Here is a 13,365-nt window from a genome sequence, read left to right as displayed (position 1 = left end):
ATGGATAGGGCTGATACGGAATACTTGCTTATGCGCTAGAGTCTGGACTAAAGGCTACAAGCCCCCCCACAGAGGGAAAGGAGGAAGTAATACACCACGACGGCAGCGAAGCCGAGGACGATGAGGGTAGTATAGACGTTCGAGATCTTGTGCAGACGATCGAACCACACCTTGTTGTTGAACCCGATGGTGTGTAGCGAGCTCCAGAAGCCGTGGGCTAGGTGGAACCATAGGGCTCCCAACCATACGAGGTAGAGCACGACGAAGATAGGGTTAGAGAAGGTGTAGCGGATGAGGCCTGCGCCATCCGTAGGACCTGTGACACCACTGATCCCGAGGTCATGCTGCCCCGTGATCTCTGCTAGCTGCATCTTGGCCCAGAAGTTGAAGAGATGTAGGACGAGCCCGAGGATGACCACGATCCCTAGTGCCATCATGTTCTGTGATGCCCACTCGACCCCCTTGGGGCGATCGACGACCTCGTAGCGGTCGTTACCGCGCGCCCGGCGGTTCTGGATCGTTAGGATGAAGGCATACACGATATGTACGACGAAGAGCAGAGCGAGCCCTACCGTCGCCACCAGAGCGTACCAGTTCGCACCGAGGAACTCACAGACAGCATTGTACCCCTCCTCAGAGAAGAGCGCCACGAGATTCATCGACATGTGGAAGGTCAAGAACAGGATAAGAGCTAGTCCTGAGATACTCATGACCAGCTTACGCCCGATCGAAGATTTGATTAACCACGACATACAAGTTCTATTTTTTATGATCTGTTGATACACATGACACATGGCCACAGAGACGGAGACTACAGCCTCCACCCTTCGCGCTCCCTGGTAAAGTCCTCCTCTAGGGTATCCCTATCGCCCTACAAAGATAGCTCAATTAGGTATATCAAGTACTATTATTAGCGAAAAAAAGGCATAATCGTACGAACTAACCTCCCAATATGTAGGTATAGATAGGGCATAAATCTGACTTGTGTACCCAAATCTCTACCTAAAAGGAGCTAACCATATCGCTGTATATCACGTCCCCTGCTCCCCGAAGGAGCCTATGGGATGACGTGTGAAGACACTAGGACAGAGGGCTGGAGGTCAAGGTCGGGGGCGCCAAGGAGCCGCCCCCAGATACAGTGTATCTATCCCCTAGGGGCAGCTTACCCTAGCGTACACCTATGCCCGAGGAGGATGGAGTATACACGTGTGTACACTATAGTATACCCACGTGTACACACTTGTGTACACGCGTGTACACTCATGCGCTCTCGGTATGAGCCCCGGAGGGTGCTCTAGGAGGGAATAACTATAGGGGATAACGCTGGCGCTACAGAGCTATGGGCGAGGCTCCCTCGGGTATACAATGGATATCCCCGAGGGGGGTATGCAGGAGGGGTACATGTGCTGGCTCTGGCCTACGTCGTAGACTCCGAGGGGCGGGTACCCCAGGGGCAACAGGAGCAGAGCTGCTGGCTACAGTAGTGGCGATGTAGGTAGAGTAGGGCTTGGCTGTCCGAAGCGGTCTCTACGGGGAGCCCAGCCGAGGCGAAGAGACGTGTGATGCGATTGCTCTCTGCCGAGAGTCCGTCCAGCAGGGAGAGAGGAGCGTATTCCTCTCCTTCGCCCCCATAGTGTCGCCTCCAGGTGAGGCGATAGGGGATGAGGACATTGATGATCAGTAGCTCACAGCTCGCAGGACTGAGGACGCTAGAGGTGCCTACCTCGCCCTCTTCCCTGCGAGCCTCTCGGGAGGGGCGAAGGAGCTCATAGGCCTCTGTTAGGCTGTCCACACGGAGGCTCTCCTCGGCTAGGCTCTCCCTCTGGCAGAGCAGTCCCGCTAGCTGTAGGAGGCGACGCTCAGGGAGGTTGCTGGGGCGGGTACGTGCTCGGCGAAACGTACCCGGCGGGAGGGGGCTCAGGGTATACTTATGGGAGAGGAAGTGATATTCGCTCCTCAGGAGCTCGGTGTGCTCTCCCTCGGCGAGGTAGCCGAGCAGACCGGCCTGCCCCACCAGTAGAGCCTCGACCTGCTCGGGGTGATCCCGATGCTTCATCAGTGTGGTGTAGGGTAGGCTGAGGGCGAGTCGCTCCATGGACTCGCTATTGAGCCCGAAGCCATAGTAGCGCAGGAGCAGAGTGTAGAAGGTCTGTCCCCAGTCCCCTCCACAGCGCTGTAGGAGATCCTCGACGGCCTGCACCTTCTCCCTGAGCCGACTATGTAGGAGGCATTGGAGCCAGGCACGACGAGCCTCGTGGGGGAGCTGTCCGAGAGGGGCTAGTCCTCCCCCTCGGGCGGTGCTCTGGGTGCAGGGGAGTGCTGTGGGGGAGTATTCTCTGGCGATGTCCTCGCCCTCCGACCGATGGGGTACCATGACTAGGCAGGTCGGGAGCGAGGCTCCGCTGGCTAGAGTGATGGGGCGATTGTCCTGCTCCACGACGTGTAGGATCACCGAGTGGTAGGCAGGATCGCTGTCGTGGTGGTGATGGTACCACTCGGCTGAGGCATGGTGGATCTCCACACAGCCGACCCAGAGGAGGTCATTGATGCGAATCTTAGCGGCAAAGAAGTCCGGGCCTGCATCCGTATTTAGCTCTCCGGGCTCCAGCACCTCTATGCGAGCCCCTGCGAGCTCCCCAGTCGGGATGAGTCGGTCGTAGAGGCCATAGCGCCAGATGTAGTGTAGGTAGGCTTCTCGGTGTCTCATGGTGGTCGTCGGTCGTAGGGTGAAGGTCAGTCGCTGAGCTCGTCGTAGGGCGGGATATGCTCGAGGAAGGTATAGGAGCCCTGCTCATAGTCAATCCGGCAGGCGAAGTGCTCCATCCCGTTGCTTAGGATGAGGTAGGGGACACGGAGCGTATAGTTGTAGCGGAGGATCTGCTGGAGTACTCGGTCGGTGATACGGATGTGGGGAGCCTTGTACTCGATCAGTACCCGAGGGGTGAGCTGGCGACTATAGAGTAGGGTATCACACCGCTTGGTCGTCAAGCCCACCTGTATGGTCACCTCGTTCATCATCAGCTCTCGGGGGTAGCCTAGGTGCTCCATCAGGTAGTGCACGAAGTGCTGGCGCACCCACTCCTCGGGGGTGAGAGAGACGAACCGCTGGCGGAGGTCATCGTAGATATAGGTCTTACCCTCCTCCTTCCTCAGTCGTAGGCGGTAATCCGGGAGATTTAGCTTGATCATTCTTATCTTTGTCGTACGTGTCCCCTAGGGCACGCCCACGAAGTTAGACAATAAATACCGATATGGCTACCTACGATGATATCGCCAAGGCGATCAAGAAGGGTGCGCTCCAGCCCGTGTACCTCCTGGCAGGGGACGAACCCCTCTATATTGACCGCCTTGCCGAGCTCTTCCTGACGAAGGTCATCCCCGAGGAGGAGCGGGACTTCAACCTCACCGTCCTCTATGGGGCAGAGGTCACCAGCCGAGACATCCTGCTCGATGCTCTGCGCTTCCCGATGATGGGGGAGCGTGTGCTCGTCCTCGTCAAGGAGGCACAGCAGGTGCGAGACCTTGATCAGATAGCTAGCCACCTAGATGATCTACCCCAGAGTACCTGCCTCGTGCTCTGTCACAAGAAGAAGCCCGACAAGCGTAAGACCCTCTATAAGACCCTCAACGAGCGCAAGGCTGTCTACGAGTCATCCAAGATCTACGACTCCAAGGTCCCCGACTTCATCGTACGTACCTTCGCTGAGCATAACCTAACGATCGACCAGCGTACGGCCTTCCTCATGGCTGAGGCTACGGGTAATGACCTAGAGAAGATCCTAGGCGAAGTCGGGAAGATAGCTCTAGCCCTCGAGGGGAAGAGTACCATCGTGCGCCCCGAGGATATAGAGTACTATGTGGGGGTGAGCAAGGAGTACAACAACTTTGAGCTCCTCTCCAGCCTCATCAAGCGGGACTCGGCTCGTGCCTACCGTATAGCCTTTTACTTTGCAGCCAACGAGCGTACCCACCCGATCCAGGTCACCTTGGCTACGCTCTTTGGCTTCTTCTCCAACCTCATGGCGGTCTACTACATTCCCCAGCCCAACGAACGTTCGATAGCAGAGGCGCTGAAGATCTCTCCCTATGCAGCCAAGGACTATGACCTCGCTCGCCGTAGTTATACAGCGAGCCAAGTCTTTGCCATAGTCCATCATCTGAGGATGGTCGATGCCGCCTCCAAGGGGGTCGATGCCTCTCTACCGGCCTCGGAGCTCTACAAGGAGCTCGTCTCCCTCATCCTCACCGCCTAGTGTCCCTCAGGGCGAGCGCTATCTCGCCCTAGGTCTACCCAACAGATAACTAAAGAGGCTACCTCCCAGTCGGGGGGTAGCCTCTTTATCTGGTAGGCTATACGAGATAGCCTAGTGGATCACCTTAGGGGATTAGCGGCGGATGCCGAGTTCCTTGATGATGGCACGGTAACGCTCGATGTCGATCTTCTGGAGGTAGTCGAGCATACGACGACGCTTACCGATGATCATACGTAGCGCACGCTGGGTGCTGTAGTCCTTCTTGTTCTTCTGTAGGTGACCCGTTAGGTGGGCGATACGGAAGGTGAAGAGTGCGATCTGGCTCTCAGGAGACCCAGTGTCCTTAGCGCCCTTACCATGCTTTTCGAAGAGCTCGGCCTTCTTAGCTGAATCAAGATACATATTACTTGTACTTATATAGTGAAACAAAATACCGCCGTCGCAAGCTATCCCTCCCACCCCTTCGCAGGGAGGAGGAAAGACAGACGACGCATCGGATCGTGGCGCAAAGATACAAAGAAAGAAGGAGATATGCCTCCCGGGGGCTACTCCGTGGCGAAGATGAGGGTCTCGGTGGCAGAGGTCAGTACACGATGCCTGGGGGCTGGGCGATGTTACAGGCGGGAGCGTGGAGAGTAACTTGTGAATTAGCTGGGAAGTCAGTAACTTAGCCCGCGTAACGAGGAGACCTCAAGGGCTGGTGCATATGGGCACAAAAAAAGACGAGGACCGAAGTCCCCGCCTTGGATGTTTTCACAACGGAATAATCCTTATTGTGATTAGCTTTTCAAATCAGTACCACAAAGGTAGCCAAAATATTTATAATCCAAACTAAACGCAGAGTACAATGACAAGAAAAGTACTTGGTCTAGACCTCGGTGTCGGGTCTATTGGGTGGTGCCTAATCACCCTAGACAAAGATGAGAAACCACAGAGTATCCTAGGTATGGGGAGTCGTATCGTGCCTCTCTCTGCGGGTGATGCTAAAGAGTTTACCAAGGGCGAGGCGATTTCCAAGAACAAGATGCGTACGGTGGCACGCACCATCCGCAAGGGTATGGACCGCTATCAGCTACGCCGAGAGGCTCTAAAGAAGGTGCTCAGTGAGCATGGGATGCTCCCCGACGAGTCCCTCATCAAGCTCCCCCTACTGGAGCTCTGGGAGCTACGGGCACGAGCTGCTACCCCCGGAGAGCAGCTGAGCCTAGCCGAACTGGGACGCGTGCTACTACACATCAACCAGAAGCGAGGCTACAAGCACGCAAAGGCCGATGAAGCTGCCGAGGCTGAGACCGAGAGCAAGGCCAAGAAGGAAAAGGAGGGCTATGTAGCTCAAGTCAAAGGACGTTACCAAGCCCTAAAGGAGAAGGGGCAGACCATCGGTCAGCACTTCGCTGAGGAGCTAAGAGCAAATCAACAGACCGACCCCAAGGGAGTCTACTACACCTACCGCATCAAGGAGCAGGTCTATCCCCGAGAGGCTTACCTCGAGGAGTATAACCGCATCATGGCGGTACAAAGGACATTCTACCCAAAGCTCCTTACGGACGCACTGATTGGTAGGATACGAGACCGCATTATCTTCTATCAGCGTCCTCTGAAGTCGTGCAAGCAGCTGGTCTCCACCTGCGAGTTTGAGAAGAAAGAGCGGGTCGTACAGGTGAAGCGCATCAACAAGGATGGTGTCGAGGAGCTCGTCGAGAGAACCATCACCATTGGTCCCAAGGTAGCCCCGAAGTCTTCCCCTATCTTTCAGGTTTGTAAGGTCTGGGAGTCCATCCAAAACATCCGCCTTTACTATCCTGATGGCACAGAGCGAGTGCTGGAGCAAGAGGAGAAGCAGAAGCTCTTCGACTATCTCCAGAAGAACGATAAGCTTAGCCTTACGGCACTGCGTAAGGTGCTCAAGATTAAGCCAAAGGATAAGCTCTGGTGTGATAAGCTGCTAGTGAATGGGATAGCAGGGAATACAACTGCTACTATCTTGCGCAAGGTGCTGAAGGGATATGAGCAGTATGAGGGTCTACTCAGGTTTAATCTAACGACAAGGGATTCTCACGAGGCTGATGAGGATGGTGTTATTCGTCCAATCATTGACGAGTCTTATCAGAACGAACCGCTCTACAAGCTTTGGCACATCCTCTACTCCATCGAGGATAGAGCTGATATGTATCGTGCCCTAGTCAGGCAGCTCAAGATCAAGGAAGAAGACCTAGACGATGGACTGATGGACGCCCTCTATAAAATCGACTTCGTCAAGCAGGGCTATGGGAACAAGTCTGCCAAGTTTATCTGTAAGCTCCTTCCTCACCTGCAAGAAGGGAAGATGTATAGCGAGGCTGCCGAAGCTGCTGGAGTACGACACTCCGATAGTATGACTGCTCAGGAGCGAGATGAGCGTAGCCTGCTGGAGGAAATCCCTCTCCTGCAGAAGAATGCCCTTCGTCAGCCTGTGGTCGAGAAGATCCTAAACCAGATGATCAACCTCGTCAATGCGCTCAAGAGGGAACATGGTGAGATCGATGAGGTGCGTGTCGAGCTAGCTCGCGAGCTAAAGATGAGCCGTGAAGAGCGTGAAGAGGCCACTAAGAATAATAGCTCACGAGAGGAAGAAAACAAGGCTATAGCCAAGCGTATAACGGAGTATGGCCTTACTCCCACGAAGTCACGCATCCAAAAGTATCGCTTGTGGCAAGAGTTTGCCGAGAGCTGTATCTACTGTGGTAAGCACGTAGATGTCGTGCAATTCCTCCGAGGTGAAGAGATTGAGGTAGAGCACATCATCCCGAGGTCGATCCTCTTCGATGACTCTATGTCGAATAAGGCCTGTGCCTGTCGCTCTTGTAACCAAGAGAAAGGTAATCGCTTTGCGATGGAGTACATTCAGTCCAAGGGATGGGAGCTGGACTACATCAAGCGAGTGGATAGTCTTTCCCATGCTAAGAAGGATAAGAATATATCCTACTCTAAGCGTCAGCGCCTCCTAATGCTACCTGAGGATCTACCCGAAGACTTCATCGAGCGTCACCTTCGACTCACTCAGTATATCTCCCGTGAGGCACAGGGTATTCTCCGTAAGGGGATACGACTGGTGAGTGCCTCCGAGGGCAGTGTCACCGCTAAGCTTCGTCAGCTGTGGGGCTATGACAATATCCTGCGAGACCTCAACCTAGATCGATACAGATCTATGGGCGAGACAGAGGTCGTTACGGTAGAGCATCGGGATGGAGAGCGCACCGATGAGCGTATCAAGGATTGGTCTAAGCGAAAGGATCATCGTCATCACGCCATCGATGCCCTCGTCGTCGCTTGTACCCAGCCGAGATACATACAGCGGCTCAATACGGTGAATGCAGAGGCTGATCGTGAAGAGATGGATGCGTTTATCAAGGAGCAGCAAGAGCAGAAACTCTCTAAGAAAGAGAAACTCTCCCTGTTGGAGCATTGGCTCATTAGACAGCCACACTTCACGACCAAAGAGGTGATGAAGCATGTAGAAGAAATCCTCATTTCCTTCCGTCCAGGCAAGCGCACCGTGACTCGAGGGCGTAATGTCTACAAGCGCTCGGGCAAGACCGATGTGCAGAGGAATGTGCTTATCCCACGAGGTGCACTCTCCGAGGAGACCATCTATGGGACGATACAGCTCCATAGAAAGGATAGAAGTGGTACGGAACTAGTGAGATCCTACGTCAAGCGAATACCGCTGAGCAAGGTTAATCAGAGTAATGTCAAAAATATTGTAGACTCTCAGATTAGAGAAGTTGTTCAAGCTGCATTGCTATCTCTTTCAGGTCGAAAAGGAGTTCTTCCTACAGAGTTGTATCTAGATGACTCTCGAAGGAGGGTGGTGAGGTCTGTTCGCTGTCTAGTGAGGTCAAATACCCTTATTCCTATTCGATTTAATGCGGATGGAGAGGCAATTGGTTTTACTAAGCCAGGGTTGAACCACCATGTGGCTTTGTATAGGGATGGGGTAGGGAACATAAGAGAATCAGTTGTGCCGTTCTTTAGAGCAGTTGAGCGAGCTCGCTATGGCATTCCTATGATTATTTCAGATCCAAGCAAAGCAAGAGAGCAGGCACGAGCTAATCCTAACCTACCAGAATCTGTCCTTTTGTCGCTACCAGAGGAAGATTGGCAGTTAGAAGAATTTCTGCAAGGAGATGAAATGTTCCTTTTGGGAATGACTGATGAGGCAATTGATAGGGCAATGGAGACCAAGGATTATACTACTCTGGGCCGCCACCTCTACAGGGTGCAGAGTCTAGCAGCAGGCGACTATATGTTTAGGTATCACTTAGAGACAACACTTGATGGCAAAGATAACGTGGGGAGTATCCCAAAGTCTTATAGGATTCAAGGCTTAAAAACATATAGGAAGCTTAACCCTCGCAAGGTGAAGATAGACCTCCTTGGGAGAATATCTCTTGCCTGAGTCAATAGGCTAGTATCATGATGAAGCATACCCTTTACTTCGGGAGCCCTGCCTACCTCGCCCTTAGGAATAAGCAGATCGAGGTACGTCAGCTCTGTGAGGGGGAAGCTAAGCGTCCAGTACGGACGATCCCAATAGAAGATATTGGGGTCGTCCTACTCGACCATCAGCAGATCACCATCACCCATGGGCTCCTGCATGCACTTCTGGAGAATAACTGCGCCGTAGTAACGTGTTCTCCTAGTCACCTGCCTGCAGGGCTTCTACTTCCCCTCGATGGACACACACTCCAGAATGAGCGCTTCCGCACACAGCTGGAGGCCTCCCTTCCCCTGCGGAAGCAACTCTGGCAACAAACCGTGCAGGCAAAGATCCTCAATCAAGCCACGCTCCTCGGGCAAGTCCTCGGGGAACCTACGAAGAACCTACTTGCCTGGGCCAAGCAGGTGAAGAGTGGCGACTCGGAGAACCTAGAGGCTCGAGCTGCGGCCTTCTATTGGCGCAACCTCTTCGTCTCTCTGCCGGGCTTCGTCCGAGAGCGTGAGGAGGCTGCGCCCAACGCCCTCCTCAACTATGGCTATGCGATCCTAAGGGCTATCGTCGCCCGTGCACTCGTCAGCTGCGGTCTCCTCCCGACGCTGGGTATCCACCATCACAACAAGTACAACGCCTACTGCCTAGCGGATGATATCATGGAGCCCTACCGCCCCTATGTGGATCAGTTGGTCGTCGAGCTCTGTGAGGAGGAGATCCCTACGGTGCTCACCAAGGAGCTGAAGGTACAGCTCCTCTCCATCCCTACTCTGGACGTCGAGATAGAGGGACAGCGTCATCCTCTGATGGTCGCTGTCTCCCTGACGGCGGGCTCTCTACTGCGTTGCTTCCAGGGAGAGGCCCGTAAACTATCCTATCCTATACTCCGATGAAAGCAAGTCGTCTAAGTGAATATCGTGTTATGTGGGTCTTTGTATTCTTTGATCTTCCTACCTATACGTCGCTGGAGCGTAAGGCAGCCTCGGGCTTCCGACAGAGCCTCCTCAAGGATGGCTTTTCGATGTTTCAGTACTCTATCTATACCCGCCACTGTGCTAGTGCCGAGAATGCCGCTGTGCATGTGCGACGGGTGAAGAGTATGCTCCCCGACGAGGGTGAAGTAGTGATCATGACGATCACGGACAAGCAGTTTGGGATGATGGAGCACTTCTCGTCTCACTGTACGACGAAGCCCCCGGAAGCGCCTCCTCCCCTTGATCTCTTCCCTGACGAAGATATTTTTCTCCTCTAACCAAAGGAAAAGCCGGTGGTACTCCACCGGCTTTTCTCTTTCTATAAATCTTCGTAAGCTACTCATGCCTAGGTCACTATGCGAGATCAGTTGCATTAGCGATACGAAGGTACTGAATTGAAAGCTAATCACAACACAGTCGTTCAGGTGTTGTACCCTCTACTGTTGCATTAGCGATACGAAGGTACTGAATTGAAAGCTAATCACAACCAACTGGCTACCACTCGTGCGTCGGTTCAGTTGCATTAGCGATACGAAGGTACTGAATTGAAAGCTAATCACAACGGATACCGAAGACGAAGCTTTGGTTTAGGGGTTGCATTAGCGATACGAAGGTACTGAATTGAAAGCTAATCACAACCAGGCTTCCACGTATTGAGCGACTACTTTGGTTGCATTAGCGATACGAAGGTACTGAATTGAAAGCTAATCACAACATATGAACGTTGAAATAGTAAACGAACTTGGTTGCATTAGCGATACGAAGGTACTGAATTGAAAGCTAATCACAACTATATTCAACAAAACGCTCCAAGATGATCGTTGCATTAGCGATACGAAGGTACTGAATTGAAAGCTAATCACAACTACTAACAAAGTACATCGAGTACGGCATAGTTGCATTAGCGATACGAAGGTACTGAATTGAAAGCTAATCACAACCTAACGGAAGAGCTCAAATCATTGCCAAGGTTGCATTAGCGATACGAAGGTACTGAATTGAAAGCTAATCACAACCTAGAGCGACTACGCCCTCTACTCGCTCTCGTTGCATTAGCGATACGAAGGTACTGAATTGAAAGCTAATCACAACTAGGGAGCATACGGAGTCCCTGAATGTCGCGTTGCATTAGCGATACGAAGGTACTGAATTGAAAGCTAATCACAACTAAGGGCGAGCGTTTTTTGGACGTGCTCAAGTTGCATTAGCGATACGAAGGTACTGAATTGAAAGCTAATCACAACTGGCTACCACTCGTGCGTCGGTTCATCTAAGTTGCATTAGCGATACGAAGGTACTGAATTGAAAGCTAATCACAACCTTTGGAGTCGCTACGTTCACCAGACAATTGTTGCATTAGCGATACGAAGGTACTGAATTGAAAGCTAATCACAACTGTTCACACTTGTGACATTCAAAGAGGAGGGTTGCATTAGCGATACGAAGGTACTGAATTGAAAGCTAATCACAACTGTAGTGTACGAATTCACTGAGTACCTTAGGTTGCATTAGCGATACGAAGGTACTGAATTGAAAGCTAATCACAACCACGTCGTGGTGAGTGATCCTGAGGAGGAGGTTGCATTAGCGATACGAAGGTACTGAATTGAAAGCTAATCACAACACAGTACACTAGAGGGAAATGGAGCCCTTGGTTGCATTAGCGATACGAAGGTACTGAATTGAAAGCTAATCACAACAGACGCAGAAGCGCACCATCGCTACCTCGGTTGCATTAGCGATACGAAGGTACTGAATTGAAAGCTAATCACAACGATGCGTGAGGTCATGCTCACCCTCAAGAAGTTGCATTAGCGATACGAAGGTACTGAATTGAAAGCTAATCACAACCACATCTGTATGAGATCATGGACGAGGCCGGTTGCATTAGCGATACGAAGGTACTGAATTGAAAGCTAATCACAACTCGTTGCGCTGCGCAAAGTTTGTGAGCTTGGTTGCATTAGCGATACGAAGGCACTGAATTGAAAGCTAATCACAACGTGAAGAAGCGAACAAACTAGAAATGGGAGGTTGCATTAGCGATACGAAGGTACTGAATTGAAAGCTAATTAGAACCGAAACACTCTCACATTATGCGGACTCTGGGACGTTTAAATGGGAGAATAATACACTATGGGATGGTTCGGATAAGGAAAGACTAAAACAAGAGATGGAGTGGATAGGACAACGGGGCACAAAGATGAGAGCCCTCAAAATCGAAGGGCAGACAATTTACCTCAAGATTGTAGAGCAAGGCCTTCAACTGTAATGTCGAGCAAGAAAACTAGGGAATGCAATCTTAGCTTCTTGGGTACTCTGGTACCCTTTCGCAAATCGATTAAAGAGTAACGCCTTCAGTGATGTGGGTATAGAGATATTGTCAGTGCTGATATGTAACCTGTGATAGTCAGATAGCATATCTTCACTTGTGCCTGACATCACCCAGTGTGACTCATAGAACCAAAGCATATCCTTGTCTTGATCCATGCCTTCGTATGGGCTCTCTTCCTCTCCCTTATAGTATCTGCACTGCTTGATTAGCTCTTCCTTTGTAGGCATATCTCAAAATTCTCCTCTAAGTTCTATTTCTTATTCTTTTTTTCGTCTTATTTCACCCATCCGCACTTCACACAGCTTTCCTATGTAGGGGCAATCCTCCGTACTTCTATACGCCCAGAGGGTGTGGATGGGCACCCCAAGATCATCAAGAGTAAAAGCCTTGTATATAGAAGCTATCGAGCCAAGGTGGTAATACCTTCCACCATATGCTGCATTAGCGATACGAAGGTACTGAATTGAGAGCTAATCACAACGGTACGGCCTTCAGAACGACCATTCTACCGCTGTGTTAGCTATATAAGGGTACTAAATTGAATGCTAACTACGAACAAAAGTCGTCTCTATCGTGATGCTTGGTGATGACTACTACCTTATGGGACGGGTATTGAGCTCCGTCTAGCCCTCTTTGATTACACTGTGTGATGGAACACAAGTAGTCAGATTACATTGTCAGGATAATTGGTTACCTTTGTGTCGGCTCGAAAGAGCTAGGGATGCGGGTAAAACTGCGTACCGATTCCTGAGGCAGGCATCAAGGGTGCTTGCCTCTTGTATTTTATAGCTCTCGTTGTACTTGTCATCTTCGTGGTAATAGGAGATATGCTTGTCAGGAAATAACTATTTGCGGTACCCCTAGAGCTCTTGCTAGCTCTTCTGACTTTCTCCTATCCACTCCTGCTCTGTGACGACATAACCACCTGAGGTATCAATATCAGTATACACTCAGCTGCATTAGCGATACGAAGGTATTGAATTGAGGGCTGATCACACCCGACGAGGGGGACTTTTTTCTCCGTGTGTAATTCGCTCTGTATCAGACATGGGGAGAGGGCTGAAACGCTCTTACCGAGAGCGCACTTGCGCTCTCGGTAAGAGCGTCCCCATCACCTTACATAGGTGATGGGAGCGTTCTTTATAGGAGCGTAAGAGAGGTCTTAGTATGTTCGTTTGTGGCCCCTCGGTATGCTGAGTATGAAGGGGGGCGATATGTCGCAGTGATTAGGGGAATTAGCCCTGTCAATCCCCCTCGGATTATCTACCTTCGTGCTGTGGCTATCTCTATTCTCGTAGGGTGGGGGATTGTTATCGGTAGTTCTGCTCTCGT

Annotated in this window: 8 protein-coding genes and 1 CRISPR repeat array; of the genes, 4 read left to right on the top strand and 4 right to left on the bottom strand. The window is 51.5% G+C overall.

Annotated features, from left to right (window positions below; genetic code table 11):
* Window positions 1-47 precede the first annotated feature (47 nt).
* From QZ170_RS02745 to QZ170_RS02735, 3 genes are all read right to left on the bottom strand, one after another.
* Window positions 48-752: a succinate dehydrogenase/fumarate reductase cytochrome b subunit gene (locus tag QZ170_RS02745; RefSeq protein ID WP_297176736.1), complete on the bottom strand. Its 705-nt coding sequence runs from the start codon at window positions 750-752 to the stop codon at window positions 48-50.
* Window positions 753-1,417: 665 nt separating this feature from the next.
* The gene (locus QZ170_RS02740; RefSeq protein ID WP_297176733.1) at window positions 1,418-2,707 is read right to left on the bottom strand and encodes a DUF2851 family protein; all 1,290 of its coding nucleotides are present in this window, start codon (window positions 2,705-2,707) and stop codon (window positions 1,418-1,420) included.
* A 26-nt stretch (window positions 2,708-2,733) separates the two neighbouring features.
* A complete protein-coding gene (locus QZ170_RS02735; RefSeq protein ID WP_297176729.1) occupies window positions 2,734-3,189 on the bottom strand; it encodes a type I restriction enzyme HsdR N-terminal domain-containing protein in 456 nt (151 codons plus the stop codon).
* Window positions 3,190-3,251: 62 nt separating this feature from the next.
* Between QZ170_RS02735 and holA the strand changes: the two genes are divergently transcribed.
* Complete coding sequence (holA, locus tag QZ170_RS02730) at window positions 3,252-4,253, top strand: DNA polymerase III subunit delta (protein ID WP_297176726.1); 1,002 nt, start codon at window positions 3,252-3,254, stop codon at window positions 4,251-4,253.
* Window positions 4,254-4,385: 132 nt separating this feature from the next.
* Here holA and rpsO read toward each other — a convergent pair whose 3' ends face one another.
* Window positions 4,386-4,655, bottom strand: coding sequence for a 30S ribosomal protein S15 (gene rpsO, locus QZ170_RS02725; RefSeq protein WP_297176723.1), 270 nt, complete (start codon window positions 4,653-4,655; stop codon window positions 4,386-4,388).
* A 445-nt stretch (window positions 4,656-5,100) separates the two neighbouring features.
* Here rpsO and cas9 point away from each other — a divergent pair, with 445 nt between their 5' ends.
* From cas9 to cas2, 3 genes are read left to right on the top strand one after another with little or no spacing between them, the layout of a single operon-like run.
* A complete protein-coding gene (gene cas9, locus QZ170_RS02720; protein WP_297176720.1) occupies window positions 5,101-8,691 on the top strand; it encodes a type II CRISPR RNA-guided endonuclease Cas9 in 3,591 nt (1,196 codons plus the stop codon).
* A 17-nt stretch (window positions 8,692-8,708) separates the two neighbouring features.
* Window positions 8,709-9,617 (top strand): type II CRISPR-associated endonuclease Cas1, encoded by a 909-nt coding sequence (gene cas1, locus QZ170_RS02715; protein ID WP_297176718.1) that lies wholly within the window; start codon window positions 8,709-8,711, stop codon window positions 9,615-9,617.
* Window positions 9,614-9,976, top strand: coding sequence for a CRISPR-associated endonuclease Cas2 (cas2, locus tag QZ170_RS02710; protein ID WP_297176715.1), 363 nt, complete (start codon window positions 9,614-9,616; stop codon window positions 9,974-9,976). The genes cas1 and cas2 overlap by 4 nt, the downstream gene beginning before the upstream one ends.
* A gap of 89 nt (window positions 9,977-10,065) precedes the next feature.
* A CRISPR array of direct repeats spans window positions 10,066-10,639; the repeat unit is 46 nt; unit sequence GTTGCATTAGCGATACGAAGGTACTGAATTGAAAGCTAATCACAAC.
* Between the last annotated feature and the right edge of the window lie 2,726 nt (window positions 10,640-13,365).

Source organism: uncultured Porphyromonas sp. (assembly GCF_905372525.1).
Taxonomy (GTDB): domain Bacteria; phylum Bacteroidota; class Bacteroidia; order Bacteroidales; family Porphyromonadaceae; genus Porphyromonas.
This window is presented reverse-complemented; position numbering and strand designations above follow the sequence as displayed.

Coding starts and splice junctions, on each gene's coding strand:
- QZ170_RS02745 (WP_297176736.1), bottom strand. CDS start 752: ATGTCGTGGTTAATCAAATCTTCGATCGGGCGTAAGCTGGTCATGAGT.
- QZ170_RS02740 (WP_297176733.1), bottom strand. CDS start 2,707: ATGAGACACCGAGAAGCCTACCTACACTACATCTGGCGCTATGGCCTC.
- QZ170_RS02735 (WP_297176729.1), bottom strand. CDS start 3,189: ATGATCAAGCTAAATCTCCCGGATTACCGCCTACGACTGAGGAAGGAG.
- holA (WP_297176726.1), top strand. CDS start 3,252: ATGGCTACCTACGATGATATCGCCAAGGCGATCAAGAAGGGTGCGCTC.
- rpsO (WP_297176723.1), bottom strand. CDS start 4,655: ATGTATCTTGATTCAGCTAAGAAGGCCGAGCTCTTCGAAAAGCATGGT.
- cas9 (WP_297176720.1), top strand. CDS start 5,101: ATGACAAGAAAAGTACTTGGTCTAGACCTCGGTGTCGGGTCTATTGGG.
- cas1 (WP_297176718.1), top strand. CDS start 8,709: ATGATGAAGCATACCCTTTACTTCGGGAGCCCTGCCTACCTCGCCCTT.
- cas2 (WP_297176715.1), top strand. CDS start 9,614: ATGAAAGCAAGTCGTCTAAGTGAATATCGTGTTATGTGGGTCTTTGTA.